We start from the raw sequence: 18,074 nt of genomic DNA, 5'->3' as shown, positions 1-18,074 counted from the left end.
ACTGCCGCAACCGCTGATGGGAGTTGAAGATGAGCCTCCAGGATCAGGCGGGCGATGTAAAGCGGCCTTCCCCCGACGCCTTGCTGGAAAAGGCGGAGCGGGAGACGCGCGGTCGTCTCAAGATCTTTCTCGGCGCGGCCCCCGGCGTCGGAAAGACCTATGAAATGCTGATTTCAGGACGCGCCCGGATGGCCGATGGCGATGACGTCGTGATCGGCGTGGTCGAGACGCACGGCCGCAAGGAGACGGAGGCCCTGGTCCACGATCTGGAAGTCATTCCGAGGGCGAGGATCGACTATAAGGGCCAGATTCTGGAAGAAATGGACCTCGATGCGGTGCTGGAACGCAAGCCGCAGCTTGTCCTGGTCGATGAACTGGCGCATTCCAACGCTCCCGGAAGCCGTCATCCGAAGCGCTATCTCGATGTCCTCGAACTTCTGGGCCGTGGTATCGACGTCTATACCACGCTCAATATTCAGCATGTCGAGAGCCTGAACGACGTGGTGGCGCAGATCACCCGTATCCGGGTTCGGGAAACCGTTCCCGATTCGATCATCGACAAGGCCGACGACGTCGAGATCATCGACGTCACGCCCGACGATCTCATCAAGCGCCTGCATGAGGGCAAGGTCTATCTTCCCAAGACCGCCAAACGGGCAATCCAGAACTATTTCTCGCCGGGCAATCTCACCGCTCTTCGCGAACTGGCGCTGCGCCGCACGGCGGAACGGGTCGACGAACAACTGCTGCGCCACATGCAGGCCCATGCCATCGAGGGGCCATGGCCGGCGGGCGACCGGGTGCTGGTCTGCGTCGATGACGATCCGCGCGGGCCTTCACTGGTCCGCTACGCCAAGCGGCAGGCCGACCGCCTGCGCGCGCCCTGGGCGGCGGTCTATGTCGAAGCGCCGCGATCCACCAATCTTTCCGAAGAGGCCAAGGACCGCATTGCGGCAACCCTGCGGCTGGCCGAACAGCTCGGCGGCGACGCCATAACGCTGCCGGGGCATCATGCCGCCCGCGAGCTCCTGCGCTATGCGGGCGAGAACAATTACAGCCATATCGTCGTTGGCAGGTCGCGCAAGACGCGCTGGCGGGAGTTTCTGGAAGGATCGATCTCCCATGACCTGATCCGGCATTCCGGCGACATCAGCGTCCACGTCATCTCGGGCAGGGAACGCGCCGACATGCCGCGCAAGGGCCTTGTGCAGGCGCGCTCCCGCCGTTTCCGCATCCAGCCTTATCTCTGGAGCGTCGGCTATGTCGGCGTGGCCCTTGCCTTCGGCATATTGCTCTCGCGGATGCTCGATGTCCGCAATATCGCGCTGGCTTTCCTGATGGCCGTGCTGGCCTCGGCTGCGACCGCCGGTCTTTTGCCGGCGCTCGTTGCATCGCTGGCCGGTGCGCTGGCCTTCAATTTCTTCTTTCTGGATCCGCTCTACACGTTCACCATCCGCGATCCCGAAAGCATGATCGCGTTCCTTTTCTTCATTGGCGCGGCCCTCATCACCAGCAATCTTGCGGCTCGCATGCACCGTCAGGCGGCGGCGGCCCGCCAGCGGGCGCGCACCACCGAGGAACTCTATCGCTTCGCCAGAAAGCTTGCCGGCGCCGGTACGCTGGACGATGTGCTTTGGGCGGCGGCGCATCAGATCGCCTCGATGCTCAAACTGCGCGTCGTCATTCTTCTTCCCGAGAATGGAACCGTGACCGTCCGGGCGGGTTATCCACCGGACGATACGCTGGTCGACGCCGATATCGCGGCCGCGCACTGGGCATGGGAGCACAATCACGCGGCCGGGCGCGGATCGGACACGCTACCGGGCGCCAAGCGCCTCTATCTGCCGCTGATCACCGGCAAGACGCCGGTCGGCGTCATTGGCCTCGACAGCGACAAGGACGGGCCGCTGCTCACGCTGGACCAGCAGAGGCTTCTCGACGCGCTGGTCGATCAGGCGGCTGTCGCCATCGAACGCATCCAGCTTGTCGCCGATGTGGACAAGGCCAAGCTCGCGGCAGAGGCCGACAAGCTGCGCTCGGCGCTGCTTGCCTCGATTTCCCACGACCTCAAGACGCCGCTTGCGGCGATCATGGGGGCAGCGGGAACGCTCCATGATTATTCGAACGGGATGCCTGAAAAGGATCGTGCGGAAATGCTGTCCACAATCGTCGACGAGGCGGAACGGCTGAACCGCTTCATCGCCAATCTCCTCGATATGTCGCGGCTCGAAACAGGCGGGATGACACCCAACGCCTCGCTGCAATATCTTGGCGATATCGTTGGTTCCGCGTTGCGCCGGGCGCAAAAGATAATGTCCCGCCACAAAACGGTCACCGACATTCCCGCCAACCTGCCGATGCTCAGGATCGATCCGGTCCTGTTCGAGCAGGTCCTGTTCAACCTGTTCGACAATGCGGCGAAATATGCGCCGCCCGGCACCACGATCCGCATCGGCGCGTGGCAGGATGAACAATGGGTGACGATCCAGGTCGTCGATGAAGGCCCGGGTATCCCGGCCACGGATCTCGAACGGATATTCGACAGTTTCCATCGCGTGCGCAAGCGTGACCTCGTCCTTGCCGGTACGGGGCTGGGGCTGTCGATCTGCCGGGGCTTCGTCGAAGCGATGGGCGGAACCGTCACCGCCGGCAACAGGGCCGATCGCAGCGGCGCCATCTTCACGATTCGTATGCCGGTATCGACCGATATGCCAAAACTGGAAGAAATGTGATGACCAATCCGACCGTCAGAATTCTTGTTGTCGACGACGAGCCGCCGATCCGGAAATTGCTGCGTATCGGCCTGACCGCCGAAGGCTATGCAATTCTGGAGGCGACCAACGCGCTGGACGCCATGCAGAAGGTCGGGAGCGAGCATCCCGACCTCATCCTCCTCGACCTCGGCCTGCCCGACATGCAGGGACATGACCTTCTGGCCAAATGGCGCGCCGAATTTCTTGAACTCCCGATCATCATCCTGTCGAGCCGCACGGACGAAGCGGGCATCGTCAAGGCGCTCGAACTGGGCGCCGACGACTATGTAACCAAGCCCTTCGGCACGAGGGAACTCGTCGCGCGCATTCGCGTCGCCCTTCGGCACAGGCTCCAGCAGCAGGGAGAGCGGCCGATCTTCCAGACCGGGGACCTGTCCGTCGATCTCGTCAAGAGGATCGTGAAAGTCGGTGAAAAGGAGGTGAAGCTTTCTCCGAAGGAGTACGACATCCTGCGGGTCCTGGTACAGCACGCAGGCAAGGTCATTACACATCAGCACCTGCTCAATCAGGTCTGGGGTGTCTCGGCCGACGTCCAGTATCTGCGCGTCTATGTCCGCCAGCTTCGCCAGAAGATCGAACGAAGCCCGGATGAACCGCAATATATCACAACCGAGACCGGGGTCGGCTACCGGTTGCGCGAAGTCGAATGAAGCCGACAGGAAAAACAGGTGGCCAAGGCGGCGACAAACGAATGGAAGCAGGCAAGTTCATGCAGATCTCTGAGGTCATGAAGTCGGACGATGTGCTCATCGACGTATCGATTTCCTCGAAACCCAAGCTCCTCAAATTCGTGGCGGAAACCGCTGCCGCCAGACTGGGTGTCGCTGCGGAGGAAATTCTGGGCGCGCTGCAGGGCCGCGAAGAGTTGGGATCGACCGGCATCGGTGCGGGCATTGCCATCCCCCATGCCCCGGTAAAAAGCATAAGCGCGCCGTTCATACTGCTGATACGGCTGGCCAAGCCGATCGATTTCGAAGCCGTGGACGAGGAGCCGGTCGATATCGTCTGCCCGATTCTGACGCCGCAGGGCGATCAGGGCCATTATCTGAAACTTCTCTCGCAAATCGCGCGCCAGCTTCGATTGCCCGATGCAATCAAGGCCATCAGAAGCGGCGCGGATCAGGAAACCATCTATAGGGCCTTTGTCGAATGTGACGGCTGAAAATGCCGGAGACGCAAGGCGTATCCTACGCTTGAGCCGTGGCGCGTTTCGGTTTCAGGCGCAGGATGAGCGGCACGAGGACGAGCGTCACCGCCGGGAACACCAGCCAGTTGATCGTCTCCCAACCCGAAGAGTGCAGCAGCGAACCGGCAAAGAACGAAGCGCAGGCCACGGTGCCGAAGACGATGAAATCGTTCGCGCCCTGCGCCTTGCCGCGTTCGGCGGGCGTATGGCAATCGGTCACCATGGCGGTGGCCCCGATGAAGCCGAAATTCCAGCCGATGCCGAGAAGGATGAGCGCGCCCCAGAAATGGCCGACATCGAAACCGCCAAGTGCCGTAATCGCGGCGAAGGCTATCAGCACGAGGCCCAGCGCGGTGATCTTTTCCTTGCCGAAACGGGTGATGAGCTTTCCGGTAAAGAAGCTTGGACCGAACATGGCCAGCACGTGCCACTGGATGCCCAACGCGGCGTTATCGACGGAATGGCCGTGCCCCACCATCGCGATGGGCGCCGCCGTCATCACGAATGTCATCAGCGCGTAGGAGCAGACGCCTGCGGCAACGGACAGGATGAAGCGGGGCGAGCGGAGGATTTCGGCGAGCGGGCGGCCTGTATCCACCGGCGCTCCGGCAACTTTTCTGACCTTCGGCGCCCGCAGCAGCATCAGGACGGGCAGGGCGAGCAGTCCGAGGATCGCAAGGCTGAGAAAGCTCCCGGCGAACATTGCATCGGGAATGGTGTCGCGCGTCCAGATAACGAGCTGCGGACCGACAATCGCCGCAACGAGACCGCCGACCATGACCCAGGAAATGGCCCGCGCCTTCATGTCGTCGGTCGCCGCATCGGTGGCCGCGAAACGGTAGCTCTGCACATAGGCCGCATATAGTCCGGCGGTCAGCGTGCCCAGACAGAAGATGACGAAGGAAGCGGCAAAAATGCCCATCGTCGTGATCACGCCGGAAAGTGTGCCGACAAGCGCACCCAGCATATAGGCGTTGCGCCGCCCGAACTGGCGCATCAAGAAGGCCGCGGGCAGGGTTCCCAGCGCAAGGCCGAGATTGAACAGGCTGACAGGGAGGGTCACAAGCGTCGGATCGGACGAGAGTTTCTGCCCGACAAGCCCGCCGAGCGAGACCACGATGGGCGGGCTTGAAGCGCCAAGCGCCTGCGCGATCGTCAGGACAATAATATTGCGTCGTGCGGCCGAAACATCGGTCATCGTCAACCCTTCCCTCTGGAAAATTGGGAAGGTTTTATCCGAAAGCGGACTTGTCGGCAAAATCATTATCAACGGCAGGCGAAAACTTTCGGTGCGGGGCGGGCGGCATGTCGTCCGGCTGTCATGGAGTGCTTCTAACACTATAGCTGCAAATTCGTCAGGTCGTGGCGAAAAGGGTGATTTTCGAGCACCGGAGCGGAGCATACTTGAACGTATGTGAGCACCGGAGCGCAGACAAATCGCTCTTTGCAGCCCGACATCACGAAGAATGCAACTGTAGTGTCAATTTGCAGTTCCACCGGTCGTTAGGAAGCCAGCAATGTCAGAGAATCTTTCCCAGCAAAGTCTGTTTAGGACCAGCCAGTTGGAAGAAGCGGATGCGGAACCGCGCAACCTGTCCGATAACCCCACCATGGGGGAAATCATCGGCCGTCGCTTTTCCCGTCGCGGCTTTCTGCGCGGCTCGCTTGCCGTTTCCGCCATCGCGGCGACGGTCAGCCCTGCGGCTCTGCTGAGCGCGGGCGAGGCACGCGCCGCCTCCGGCTCGGCCTTCAACTTCAAGGAAGTGGAAGCCGGTGTGGATGCCCGTCACCATGTCGCCGAAGGCTATGATGCCGACGTGCTTTTGCGCTGGGGCGACAAGCTTTTCGCCGATGCGCCGGAATTCGACCCGACCAGACAGTCCGCCGAAGCGCAGGCGCGCCAGTTCGGCTATAACAACGATTATGTCGGCTATATTCCGATCGACGGTTCGGCGGAGCACGGCCTTCTCGTGGTCAATCATGAGTACACCAACCCGCATCTGATGTTTCCCGGCCTCGTCAAGATCGTTGACGGCAAGGTCGAACAGGCGCCGCTGTCAAAAGAGCAGGTGGATATCGAAATGGCCGCGCATGGCGGCACGATTGTCGAAATCCGCAAGCAGAACGGCAAATGGCAGCCGGTTCGGGAAGGCGCAAACAATCGCCGCATCACCGCCAATACCGAAATGGCGCTGAGCGGTCCGGTCGCTGGTCATGATCGCGTCAGGACCAATGCCGATCCGTCGGGAACCAGGGTTTTCGGCACGGTCAACAATTGCGCGGGCGGCGTCACCCCGTGGGGCACCTACATCATGGCCGAGGAAAACATCCACGGCTATTTCATGGGCGAACTGCCGGAAGGCCACGCCGAAAAGGCCAATTACGAGCGCATGGGCATTCCCGAAGGCGCTTATGAATGGGGACGCTTCTACGACCGTTTCGATGTTTCAAAGGAGCCGAACGAACCGAACCGTTTCGGCTGGATCGTCGAGGTCGATGTGTCCGATCCGAACTCGGTTCCCAGAAAGCGGACCGCCCTTGGCCGTTTCAAGCATGAAGGTGCGGAATCCATCGTCAGCAAGGATGGGCGCGTCGTCTTCTATCTCGGCGACGACGAGCGTTTCGACTATGTCTACAAGTTCGTGACGGCGGGCAGGTTCAACCCGGATGACCGTGCGGCCAATATGGATCTGCTCGATGAAGGCACGCTTCATGTGGCGAAATTCCATGAGGACGGCAAGGTCGAATGGATGCCGCTGGTGTTCGGCCAGGGTCCGCTGAGCGAACAGAACGGCTTCAAAAGCCAGGCCGACGTGCTGATCGAAACGCGCCGTGCGGCCGATCTTCTCGGCGCCACCAAGATGGACCGCCCGGAGGACGTGCAGCCGAACCCGGTCAATGGCCGTGTCTATGTCATGCTGACCAACAATACCAAGCGCAAGGACGATCAGGCGGATGCCGCCAATCCGCGCGCCAGGAACGCCTTCGGCCACATCATCGAGATCGCGGAAGACGGCGAGGATTTTGCCGCCACCGCCGGCAAGTGGGAAGTGCTGCTGAAATGCGGCGATCCTTCGGTCGCGGAGGTCGGAGCAAGCTTCTCCACCGATACGACGCGCAATGGCTGGTTCGGTATGCCGGACAATGCCGCCGTGGACAGTGCGGGGCGCCTGTGGGTCGCAACCGACGGAAACAGCAACAAGGCGACGGGCCGCACCGACGGGCTTTGGGCCGTCGATACGCAAGGCGATGCGCGCGCGACGTCGAAACTGTTCTACCGCGTGCCGGTCGGAGCCGAAATGTGCGGCCCGCTATTCGCGCCGGATGACGAGACGGCTTTCGTCGCCGTGCAGCATCCGGGCGATGGCGGCGAGGATTGGGACGGTCATGGCCGCCCGTCCTATTACGAGGACCTGTCCACCCGCTGGCCGGATTTCAAGGACGATATGCCGGTCCGGCCCGCCGTGGTGGCGATCACCAAACAGGGCGGCGGCAAGATCGCTATTTAAGTGTTGCGCAAGGCCCCCGGCGAAATCCGGGGGCCTTCGCCAAAGCTTCATCGAGTTCAGCACCGCTGACAGGAAGTGGGCGAGTTCCTCAAGGCCGAATAGGTTCATTTAATGGAGTCGCAATGGAGCTGCGGAGAAATCCGCGGCTTTTTTTCTCTCTGTGCATGGCGAAAGCCCGACATGGAAGTTTTGCTCCGGCGCGGTTATGTTGCGGCAGCAAAGCGATGGAGAGACCATTGAAGATTTTCGTTTTCGGCAGTGTCAACGTCGATGTCAGCGCCAGAATGCCCGTCCTGCCGCGTCCGGGGCAGACCGTGAACGCCACCGGCTATGGCATAGGCCTGGGCGGCAAGGGGGCCAATCAGGCCGTTGCGGTCGCAAGACTTGGCGGGGAAATTCGCTTCGTCGGGGCCGTGGGCAATGACGCCTTCGGCGCGCTTGCGGTCAGGCAGATGCAGGAATTCGGCCTCGACACCGATGGCGTGCGCGTGATCGAGGGGGTGGATACCGGCATGGCGATCATTCAGGTCGAGGAAGCGGGACAGAATACGATTGCGGTCTGCGCCGGTGCCAATGCGCGCTGGTCGGCCGCCGATATCGATGTCTGTGCCGCCGACATTGCCAGGGCAAAGATCACGCTGTTGCAGCGCGAGGTTCCGCATGAAGCCAATCTGGCGGTGGCGAAAGCCGTGCGGGCGGCGGGCGGCACGGTTCTGCTCGATCCGGCGCCGGTGGGCGATGCAAGCCGCATGGCCGATCTCATCGCCGTGACCGACATCATTTCCCCCAACGAAACGGAAGCGGCCGAGATCACCGGCATCGAGCCGACCGATCTCGCTTCGGCGGAAGCCGCCGCGCGCATTCTTCTGGAGCGCGGCCCGAAGATCGTCGTCGTCAAGCTTGGCGGTCGCGGCGCGCTTCTGGTGACGGCGGACGAGGTGAAACACTTCGCGCCGTTCAAGGTGAAGGTGGTGGATACGGTCGCGGCGGGCGACAGTTTCAATGGCGGTTTCGCGACCGCATTTTCGCAGGGCCAGTCCCTGCACGATTGCGTGCGATACGGTTCGGCTGCCGGTGCGATCGCCGTCACGCGTGTCGGCGCGGGAAGCGCTGCGCCGACGGCGGCGGAAGTGGCGGCGCTGCTGCAAAGCCAGCCCTGAACCTGCCTTCGCAAATTATGGCAAAGTGACGATCAGGGGCGTTTTACGCCGGTTTCGCTCAATATGAGCGGAGAAAGGCACGAAAACACCACGTCAAACAAGGCAAAAAAGCCGCGAAAACAAGGCAATCGCGGCTTCTTTGTGGCCAAATCATGATTTAGAGCGTTGCAAGGCGCTCGGTCAGCAGATTGAAGAAGCCGTCCGCGTCCACATCCTTGATGAAGAATGCGTTCCTCGGGCGGTCGGTCACTTCCCACCAGTCGACGACCGTTTCGCCGATGGTCAGCTCCGAATTGATCTCGATTTCGACATTGCAGTGACGGCCGGAATAAAGTTCCGGCTTGAGGAGATAGGCGATGACGTTCGGATCGTGCAGCGGGCCGCCATCGGTGCCGTATTTGGCCTCGTCATAGCGCTCGAAGAATTCGAGCCATGCCGCGACCACCTCGCCGACATGGGTGCCGATGCCGCGAATGGCGGCGATGCGCTTTTCGGTCGTCAGCACCTTGTGCGTGACGTCGAGCGGCATCATGGTGATCTGAATGCCGGATTTGAAAACGACAGATGCGGCGTGCGGATCGACATAGATGTTGAATTCCGCCGAAGGCGTGATGTTGCCGCCCTCGAAATAGCCGCCGCCCATCAGCACGATTTCCTTGACGCGTCCGGCGATCTTCGGCTCGCGGATCAGCGCGGAAGCGATGTTGGTCAGCGGCCCGAGCGGGCAGAGCGTGACGGTGCCCGGCTCTTCCTTCATCAGCGTTTCGATGATGAAATCGACGCCGTGCTGCGGCTGGAGCGGCATGGTCGGGGCGGGCAGGTCATAACCGTCGAGGCCGGTCTTGCCATGGACGTTTTCAGCCGTCACGAGCGGGCGCACCAGAGGGCGAATGGAGCCTGCGAACACCTTTGTTTCCGGCTTTTTCGCCACTTCGCAGATCGTGCGCGCATTGATCTCGGTGCGCGCCAGCGGGCCGTTTCCGGCGACGGCGGTGATGCCGAGAATGTCGAGTTCGGGGCTTGCCAGCGCCAGAAGAATGGCGACTGCGTCGTCCTGTCCGGGATCGGTATCGATAATGATTTTACGGGCCATGATAGGTTCCTGATGAGGGAGGAGATTATGCGTTGCGCGCAGCACTGACCGTCTGGTCGACAAGCGCGTCGAAGGAGATTTTCGCCGGACGGCGCATATAGGTGACGATGTCGTCGGCAAGGAGCGGTTTCGACCAGCGGTCGGCAATAATGCCGCACCCGTTCTGGATGGCGATGACGCAGAGGATTTGCGCCGCGTTGCAATCCACGTCATGGCCGATGCCGCAGACGATTTCGAGCGTGCGGTCGAAATCGCCTTCGCCGAACCAGAGCGCGATCGCTTGCGCGGCTGCGTTCGGATAGACGTGAATCCAGTTATATTCGGCATATTCCGCGTCGCATTTCGCCCACGCGTCCTGCCAGTTGCCGGCGGAGCGGCAGGCCGCGAGCGCGAAGGCCAGCACCGCGCCATATTCGGTCTCGTCCGGGAAAAGCGCTGCGGTCGAGACGAGCAATTCGCGCGTGTCTTTCACAACGAAGGCGTGCGCCGCCATGACGGCATTGAAAACCTCGCCCAGAATACCGTTTCCGGCATGGGAGATTTCCGCATCCATCCATGCGAGGCGCGCAGCTTCGCGGGCGCGCCCCGGCACGACCATGCCGCAGATGACGCCGCGCATCTGCGCGCCGATCCACTCGTCGAACGGGTTGTCGCAGGTGCCGGTTTCGGGCGGGGTGAGGCCGCGCCGCATGTTCGAAAGCGCGATTGCCTCCGCCGACCAGCCAAGCGGGATCAGCGAGGTCCAGCGCTCGGCGATATCGGCGCCGGTCACGGCAGAACCCTTGTCGCCGAAGGCTTCCAGAAAGGCGATCTCGAAGGTGATGTCGTCATTATAGGTGTTGGGTTCGCGCACATAATCGCGGATCGGGCCGAAGACTTCGGCAATGTTTTCAGCCGTATAGCCTTCCAGCGCCGTGCCCGCCGCAGCGCCTGTGAGCTGCGCCAGCCAGCCGGCGGCGGTGCGGTCGCGGAAATCCTGCGATGCAAGGTCGTAGGCCACATCGTCAGGCCATTGAACCGCAGCGTCGAATTCTTCCCAGCACGAATAGCGCAGGGTCTTTTGCGACGGGTGGTTCGGGTCGGGCCGCGCCGCGCGCATCAGGATGCGCAGGCGCATGTCGATGCGGTAGAGCGTTTCGAAATCGCCGCGTTCCAGCGCCGCCAGCCCGTCGCGCAGAAGCGCCTCATAGGGCGCGAGGACGAAGCCCTTGTTTTCCAGCGATTGCAGCGCGCCAGCCATCAGGCATTCGGGCGCGGCCGATCCCGGCACATTGCTTTTCCAGAACAGGGCGACGAGATCGTCCTGCGCCTTCATGACGGCGCTTGCATCCCATGTCTGTTCTTCCGCCGTGCGCACCACGGGTTTGGTGTCGCGCAGCAGGTCGCGGGTCAGTTCCCAGGCTTTCATTTCATTCTCGTTTCATGAATTTTTGAGCTGGCGCGCCCGCTTCTGGCGGCGCGCGGCGTGGACCGTCAGCACGACGACCGGGACGAGATAGGGTATCATCTGCATCAGTTCGAAAGGCAGTCCAAGGCTCTGGAGCGTAATGGCAAGCGATTCCGCCGCCGCCAGAACGAGGCTTGCGACCAGCGTTCCCCAGGCGGTGCCTTGCCCCATCACTTCCGCTGCAATGGCGATGAAGCCGCGACCGGCGGTCATGTTCTGGCCGAACCATGTGACATAGCCGAGCGAGAGATATGCGCCTGCCGCGCCGCCGAAAAGGCCGGAGAGGACGAGCGCCATCATCTGCACGCGACCTGTCTGGATACCGGCGGCGCGCGCCGATTTCGGGTCCACGCCGGTGGCGCGCAGATGCAGGCCGAAGCGCGTGCGCATCATGAGAAGGCTCACCGCCGGAACCGCGAGAAGGGCGGCGAAGGACAAGACATGGATATTGCCGATGAAAGGCACGGCAAGGCTTGGCAGCGAGCCGCTCTTCAGCGCGCCCGACATGCCCTTGTCGCCGGTTGCGAGATAAAGCCCGAGCGTGGTCGCGGCCGCTGCGGCAATGTTGAGCGCGATGCCGGTCATGATGAGGTCGGTGCCGAGCCGGTTGACCGAAAACGACATCAGCCAGCCGAGAAGCGCGCCCGTCAAAAGCGCCGCCAGAAGGCCGACAGCCGGGCTTGCCGTTGCCGCACTTGCCAGAACGGCCATGAGCGCCGCCGACAGCATCATGCCTTCCATGCCGATATTGAGCACGCCCGCCCGGTCGGAGATCATGACGCCGAGCGCCGCCAGCAGCAAAGGCGTGGCCACGCGCAGGACCGTGCCGATAAAGGTCGGGTCGAGGATTTGTGCGATAACGGCGCTCATGCCTGCTCTCCTTCGCGGTTGCGCAGGTTTCGGATCAGCCGCAGCACGGTCGGATGATTGTGGATGACGCTTGCCGTCGCTCCCACCATGATCGCCGCCGTGACGACGCCCACCATTTCGGTCGGGATGTTCATGTTGCGGGCGAGAAGATCGCCGCCGACCTGCACGAAACCGAGGAAAAGCGCTGCCGGAACGAGCAGGAACGGGTTTTCGCGGGCGAGGATGGCGACCACCAGACCGGTCCAGCCATAGCCGGGCAGGTCGAGCCAGGCAAAACGGGCATGAAGGCCCAGCACTTCCAGTGCGCCCGCCATGCCTGCCACCAGCCCGCCGACGATCTGGGCGCGCATGATGATGCCTTTCAGCGGCAGGCCGAGATGATGGGCAAAGCCCGGGCTGGAGCCGGCGATACGGATATTGAGACCGGAACGGGTCCAGTAGAGCCAGATACCGCCCGCGAAACAGGCGAGAATGGCGATGATCGAGCCGCTGTTGAGGCGCGTGCCGGCGAGCAGGCGGTCGAGCTTGGCTTCCGGCGGAATCCTGAGCGACATCATCCCGCCCGCATTGGGATCGCGGATGACATAGTTCAGCACGAAAAGGCCGAGAAACAGGAAGGCATAGTTCAAAACGAGCGAGGTCACCATTTCCGATGCGCCGAAACGCAGGCGAAGCGCCGCCGGAATGGTGCAGGCGAAACTGCCTGCCGCCGCACCGCATAAAATGGCGACCGGCAGCGAGAACCAGCCGAGCGAGGGCAGCAGCACCGCACCCGCCACCGCGCCGAGTGCACCGAGGAAGAAGCCGCTTTCCGCGCCCAGATTGAACAGGCCGGAACGGAACATGATGGTGATGGCAAGGCCGGTCAGCATGATGGGCGTCGCCGCTTCCACCATATTGCCCATATGGCGGATGCTGCCGAAGGGGCCGAGAAAGAAGGTCTTCAGGATCGCAGCCGGATTGTCCTGCATCAGCGCCAGCGGCACCAGCAGAACGGCCATGATGACGCCGATCACCAGCACGGTCAGGAAGAATGGAATGAGATGGGAGATAAATCTGCGCATCAGGCGGCCACCCTGGTTCCGAGCATGTAGGGGCCGAGCGTGGCAGGCGTGATGTCAGGCCCGTTTTCCAGAACAGCGGTGATGCGTCCGTTGAAGAGAACGATAATGCGGTCGCTGAGGCGCAGCAATTCGTCGAGATCGGCGCTGACGAGCAGCACGGCGCAGCCGGTCTGCGCCGCTTCGTCGATGCGGCGGTGCAGGAAGGCGGCCGCCGATACGTCGATGCCGCGCGTGGGCTGATCGGCGATCAGGAATTTCGGATTGGTGGCAAGCTCGCGCGCGGCGATGAGTTTCTGCGCATTGCCGCCGGAAAGGGAATCGAGCCTTTCGGTGATGGCGCCAGCGCGCACCGAATATTGCCTGATCATCCCGCTGACGCGGGCCTTGATCGCGTTCCAGCGCAGGAATGGGCCGCGATCGGTTTCACGGTTGCCATCCGTTCCGGCAATGGCGTTCTCAGCCAGGGACAGGCCCGGCGCGCCGCCTTGCGAAAAGCGGTCGGCGGGCAGATAGGCAAGGCCTTTTTTGCGCCAGCTTGCGGTGTCGGCGCGCAGCATATCGACGCCGTTCAGGCCGATTGTGCCGCCGGTCGCCCCGGCAAGGCCGGAAAGCACGGAGACAAGGCCGCGCTGGCCGCTGCCGTCCACACCGGCGACGCCGACGATCTCGCCTGCGCCGATGACGAGGCTCACATCGCGGATACGGTCGGCGGGATCGGGCGCCTCGATGGTCACACCCTTCATTTCAAGAACGGTTTCCGTCGCGTTCTGCCTGTGGGCGCGCTGCGGAATATCGACGGCATGGCCCATCACCATCTGCATGATGGCATCGTCCGGCACGTCGGCGAGTTTTTCCGTGCCCGTTACCGCGCCCGCGCGCAGAACCGTGACGCTTTCGGCCAGTTCGCGCACTTCGTTGAGCTTATGCGAAATGAAGAGGATCGTGATGCCTTCATCGCGCAGTGCTTTCAGCCTGCGCATGAGTTCCTCGATTTCCGGCGGAGAAAGAACGGCGGTCGGCTCGTCGAGGATCAGGAGCCGCGTGCGGCGCGCCAGCGCCTTCAGGATTTCCACCTTCTGCTGGGCGGCGACGGAAAGCGCGCCCGTGATCGCGTCCGGGTCGGCGTGCAGATCGTAGTGCTGCATCAGGTCCTCGACCAGTTTGCGCGCCGCGCCGCGGTCGATCAGCCCTGCTTTCACCGGTTCATGACCGAGAATGATGTTTTCGATGACCGTCAGCGTCGGCACGAGCGAGAAATGCTGGTGCACCATGCCGATGCCGCTTTTGGCGGCGTCTTCAGGCGACCATGAGGTGATGTGTATGCCATCGACCACGATGTCGCCCGCCGTGGCGTTCTCGATGCCGAACAGGATTTTCATGAGCGTGGACTTGCCCGCGCCGTTCTCGCCGCAAATGGCGTGGATCGAACCGGCGCGGATCGAGAACGATACGTCGCGCAGCGCCTCGGTACCGTTCGGATAGACCTTGCCCACATGGCGGAAGGCGACGATGAAATCGCCGCCTTCATTGGTTTCGGTGCTGTTTTTCACGATCAGGGACGAACCTTGTTGCGGATCGCGTTGAGATCCTCGGTGCTCATGCCGAATGCGGTCGGAACCGTGATCTTGCCTTCGGAAATCTCGTCGGAAGCCTTCTTGATGGCATCCTTCATTTCCTGTGTGGCCATGGAAGCCATGTTGCCGTCCTGCACGATGCCGACAGCGCCTTCCTTGAGGCCGAGCGCTTCGGCCTTGCCGAAGGGCAGGTCGCCTGCCTTGAAGCGTTCATAGGCTTGCAGCAGGCTGACATCGACGTTTTTCAGGACCGAACTGACAACCTGCTTGGCGATGGCCGGATCGCTGTCCCTGAAGATCGCTTCCTGATCGGAATCGACGCCTAGAACATATTTGCCGGTTTCCTTGGCGGCGGAAAGCTGGCCGAGGCCGGTCTGCGAGGCAACCACGAAACCGAGCGCGACATCGGAGCGATATTGCGCAAGGCCAAGTTCCTTGCCCTTGGCCGCATCCATGAAGGAACCGGCATAGGAAACGGCGATCTTTGCATCCGGCTGGACGGCCTGCACACCGGCGATATAGCCGACGAGGAAGTCGTTGATGACGGGAATATCCATGCCGCCGAGGAAGCCGAGATTCTTGCCCGCATCACCGAGCTTGCCTTCCTTCAGCAGCGACGCCGCCAGCATACCGCCGAGATAGGAGCCTTCGTTCTGCTTGTACTGGATGGAATAGACGTTGTCGTAGCCGCCTTCTTCATAAGGCACACTTGCATCGTAGAGGACATATTTCTTGTCCGGATATTGCTGGGCGACCGAACCGACGGTTTCCGACATCTGGTAGGTGCCGCCGATGATCAGGTCCCAGTCCTGCTCGGAGGCATCGAGGAACACCGGTTCCCATTTGGTCGGATCGTCGCCGATTTCGAGAATCTTGGTCTCGACCTCGTCGCCATATTTGTCCTTGATCATCTTCATGCCGTTGGCGGCGCTGTCGAAGAACGACTTGTCGCCGAGCGCGCCGTTGATGATGAGCAGAATCTTGTCCTGAGCCTCAGCCGCCGTGGTGGCGACCGTGCCCATTGCCGTCGATGCGGCAAGGGCAAAGGCAAGATGGATTATTCCCCGTCTGGTGGATTTAAACACAACAGAACTCCAATATTATAAGGTTTTAAAGATGGATTTTCTGCTTTGGAAATTTGCCTCCGCCCGCAGAACCCCATTCCTTGCGGCGATCAAACGATGATGGCGTGTATGAGTCAATCGGCAAATCTTCCGCCTGCTGTGGACAAAGCGAACCCGCCCGCGCAATCGCGCCCGGCTTTTTACGAAAACGTTTACCTATCCCGCGCCCATGCTGTAGCCTGACGCATGATCGTGGCAGCTGGATATGAGGGATCGGACGCGCGTGAGGAAAACGGCAGCACTGGCATTTTTCGGAATTCTGGCCGCTGTGCCGGCGCGGGGCGAGGACAACTGGAAGGCGGTGGAGAAAATCAAGCCCTATGCCATTGCCGGAACGACCGGCCCGGCACTTTATGAATCCATCGGCGAACGGGGCCCAAAGATCGGCAACAAGGTCCGAGTCATCGCCCATACCGGCTATGTCCTGACCTGGGACAGGCAGTTCGACCGCTCCAACAATGCATGTACCATCGTTTCGGCCACGCCGAAGCTCAAGATCACCTATACCTTGCCGAAACCGTCACGCAAACTGGCCTCGCCGGTGAAGGAAAACTGGGCCGCCTTCTATGAAGGCATTAGCAGGCACGAGCGTGTGCATGGCGATTACGCCAAGGAGATGACGCGTGAAATCGTGCGCAGGACCGTCGGACTGTCGGTGCCCGACGATCCGAAATGCCAGAAGATCCGCAAGGTGCTGATCAAGGAAATCACCGATATGGTCAAGGTGCAGCGGGCACGCGGGCGCGCATTCGACCGGGTGGAAATGGGCGATGGCGGCAATGTGCAGCAGCTTATTCTCGCGCTGGTGAACGGCGGTTAACACTACAGTTGCATTCTTCGTGATGCCGGGCTGCAAAGAGCAATTTGTCTGTGTTCCGGTGCTCACGTACCTTCAAGTACGCTCCGCTCCGGTACTCGAAAATCACTCTTTTCACCACGGCCTGACGAATTTGCAACTGTAGTGTTAGACGCCAACCCATTGCGGCACTGGCATATTCCCTCAGGTGGGGGCGCGCCGGACCGGCTCCGCGTTTACGCGGCGGCCATATCGTTCCATCTCTCGTGGAGATTGCCGTAATGGCTGTGGAGCCGGGTGATCTGGCTTGCATGGCGTTCGTCCTCTTTCTGTCTTTTCAGGAAATCGGACGGCGGGATGGAAAACTGTTGCTGGAAGCTCCTGGCAAACTGGCCCGCATTCGAGAAGCCATATTTGACGGCAATTTCCTTTATGCGCAGGTTCTGGTCCGCCCTGTGCCGGACAAGTTCGCCATGCGCCAGTTGCAGCCGCTTCCGCCGGATCAGCCCGGCTGCACCGCCGTCCGCCTCCAGCAATCGGTATAGATGCGAGCGCGACATGGCGAACCGTTCCAATATGTGGTCGACGCCCAGTTTCGGATCGTGGATGTTCCGGTTGATGAAATCCAGCACCTGATTGCGGAGCTGGTCCGACGGAGCGCTGCGAATATTGTCGTGATCGTGTTTCACGGCCGATGCGATCAGGTTTATCAGGGTGTCGCCGCAGTCGACGCCTTCCTTGAATGAAAGTTCACCCGCCTCGCGATAGGAACTGCGAAACAGTTCCCCGATCAGCCTTCCAAGCGCGGTGCTGCCCCGGATGACGGTACCGCTGAGCAGGGATTTTCCGCAGATATATTCCAGCTCTTCCTTTTCAAGCATGAGCGAGATCGTCGCCGCCGAACCGCTGCATATCGCATCGACTTCCGCCATTGCCGAGGCGACATGAATATCACCGATGGAAAGACCAATTTCACGCCCCTGGAACAGCCCGGAGCAAACACCGCCAACAAAAAGCTGGATACAATAAAGATCGAAAGAACTCCGTTTGATGTGCTCCACAGTCCTTACACAGCGATGATTGCCAAACGTCGCACCCGCGATGATCCGGTCTCCCAGGGGAAAGGAATGGATCGTTCCGTCGATATGCTTTCGATGCTCGAATGGAAGCTCAAGAGCCTCGTATAACGGTGAAACCGCTTCCCGCCAGTATTCCGTGCGATCTTTTTCCGGCAGGTTCGTGTTCGTGACGTAGAAGCCTTTGAGAGGCGCATTCGAAGACAGGTCCATTTTCGCCCCCGGTTTCCATCCGCATCGTTCAGGCGGAAATATTGCTCGTATATATTGCGTATACATATTGCCGCTTAAAACGGTCGGGTGCAATGGGGAACCTGAATGCAACCGGAGGATACGCAATATTATCCGGGCAAAATGCGGGCAGCAGCAGCTTTCGTGCCCGCCAAAAAATGGACGCAAGG

14 protein-coding genes are annotated in these 18,074 nt (G+C 61.2%); 6 read left to right on the top strand and 8 right to left on the bottom strand.

Annotated features, from left to right (window positions below; all coding sequences use genetic code 11):
* Positions 1–29 precede the first annotated feature (29 nt).
* From FHS76_RS05195 to FHS76_RS05185, 3 genes are read left to right on the top strand one after another with little or no spacing between them, the layout of a single operon-like run.
* A complete protein-coding gene (locus FHS76_RS05195; RefSeq protein WP_183649043.1) occupies positions 30–2,732 on the top strand; it encodes a sensor histidine kinase in 2,703 nt (900 codons plus the stop codon).
* Positions 2,732–3,424: a response regulator transcription factor gene (locus FHS76_RS05190; RefSeq protein WP_183649040.1), complete on the top strand. Its 693-nt coding sequence runs from the start codon at positions 2,732–2,734 to the stop codon at positions 3,422–3,424. The genes FHS76_RS05195 and FHS76_RS05190 overlap by 1 nt, the downstream gene beginning before the upstream one ends.
* Positions 3,425–3,483: 59 nt before the next feature.
* On the top strand, positions 3,484–3,936 hold the full coding sequence (locus tag FHS76_RS05185) for a PTS sugar transporter subunit IIA (protein WP_183649036.1): 453 nt from the start codon (positions 3,484–3,486) through the stop codon (positions 3,934–3,936).
* A gap of 25 nt (positions 3,937–3,961) precedes the next feature.
* Here the strand turns inward: FHS76_RS05185 and FHS76_RS05180 are convergent, their stop codons facing one another.
* Positions 3,962–5,158 carry an MFS transporter gene (locus tag FHS76_RS05180; protein WP_183649033.1) on the bottom strand — a complete coding sequence of 399 codons (1,197 nt, stop codon included), beginning with the start codon at positions 5,156–5,158 and terminating at the stop codon, positions 3,962–3,964.
* Between the two features lie 319 nt (positions 5,159–5,477).
* Between FHS76_RS05180 and FHS76_RS05175 the strand changes: the two genes are divergently transcribed.
* On the top strand, positions 5,478–7,469 hold the full coding sequence (locus FHS76_RS05175) for a PhoX family protein (RefSeq protein ID WP_183649028.1): 1,992 nt from the start codon (positions 5,478–5,480) through the stop codon (positions 7,467–7,469).
* 224 nt (positions 7,470–7,693) lie between these two features.
* On the top strand, positions 7,694–8,629 hold the full coding sequence (gene rbsK / locus FHS76_RS05170; protein ID WP_183649025.1) for a ribokinase: 936 nt from the start codon (positions 7,694–7,696) through the stop codon (positions 8,627–8,629).
* A 157-nt stretch (positions 8,630–8,786) separates the two neighbouring features.
* Here the strand turns inward: rbsK and FHS76_RS05165 are convergent, their stop codons facing one another.
* Genes FHS76_RS05165 through FHS76_RS05140 form a run of 6 tightly spaced genes read right to left on the bottom strand, consistent with a single transcriptional unit; the run spans position 8,787 to position 15,762 of the window.
* Positions 8,787–9,722 (bottom strand): nucleoside hydrolase, encoded by a 936-nt coding sequence (locus FHS76_RS05165; protein WP_183649022.1) that lies wholly within the window; start codon positions 9,720–9,722, stop codon positions 8,787–8,789.
* A gap of 25 nt (positions 9,723–9,747) precedes the next feature.
* Positions 9,748–11,130 (bottom strand): ADP-ribosylglycohydrolase family protein, encoded by a 1,383-nt coding sequence (locus FHS76_RS05160; protein WP_183649019.1) that lies wholly within the window; start codon positions 11,128–11,130, stop codon positions 9,748–9,750.
* Positions 11,131–11,142: 12 nt separating this feature from the next.
* Positions 11,143–12,039, bottom strand: coding sequence for an ABC transporter permease (locus FHS76_RS05155; protein WP_183649015.1), 897 nt, complete (start codon positions 12,037–12,039; stop codon positions 11,143–11,145).
* Entirely contained in the window at positions 12,036–13,103 is a 1,068-nt protein-coding gene (locus tag FHS76_RS05150) for an ABC transporter permease (protein ID WP_183649012.1), read from the bottom strand. The genes FHS76_RS05155 and FHS76_RS05150 overlap by 4 nt, the downstream gene beginning before the upstream one ends.
* Positions 13,103–14,653, bottom strand: coding sequence for an ABC transporter ATP-binding protein (locus FHS76_RS05145; protein WP_183649010.1), 1,551 nt, complete (start codon positions 14,651–14,653; stop codon positions 13,103–13,105). Before FHS76_RS05145 ends, FHS76_RS05150 begins: the two co-directional genes overlap by 1 nt.
* Before the next feature lie 2 nt (positions 14,654–14,655).
* Positions 14,656–15,762, bottom strand: a complete 1,107-nt coding sequence (locus FHS76_RS05140; protein WP_183649007.1) for a BMP family ABC transporter substrate-binding protein — start codon at positions 15,760–15,762, stop codon at positions 14,656–14,658.
* 262 nt (positions 15,763–16,024) lie between these two features.
* On the opposite strand from FHS76_RS05140, the gene FHS76_RS05135 reads away from it, so the two are divergent.
* Complete coding sequence (locus FHS76_RS05135; RefSeq protein ID WP_328700440.1) at positions 16,025–16,621, top strand: DUF922 domain-containing Zn-dependent protease; 597 nt, start codon at positions 16,025–16,027, stop codon at positions 16,619–16,621.
* A 212-nt stretch (positions 16,622–16,833) separates the two neighbouring features.
* On the opposite strand, the gene FHS76_RS05130 is transcribed toward FHS76_RS05135, so the two are convergent.
* Entirely contained in the window at positions 16,834–17,886 is a 1,053-nt protein-coding gene (locus FHS76_RS05130) for a helix-turn-helix domain-containing protein (RefSeq protein ID WP_183649001.1), read from the bottom strand.
* Positions 17,887–18,074 lie beyond the last annotated feature (188 nt).

Origin of the sequence: Brucella daejeonensis (genome assembly GCF_014199265.1) — a bacterium.
Classification (GTDB): domain Bacteria; phylum Pseudomonadota; class Alphaproteobacteria; order Rhizobiales; family Rhizobiaceae; genus Brucella; species Brucella daejeonensis.
This window is presented reverse-complemented; position numbering and strand designations above follow the sequence as displayed.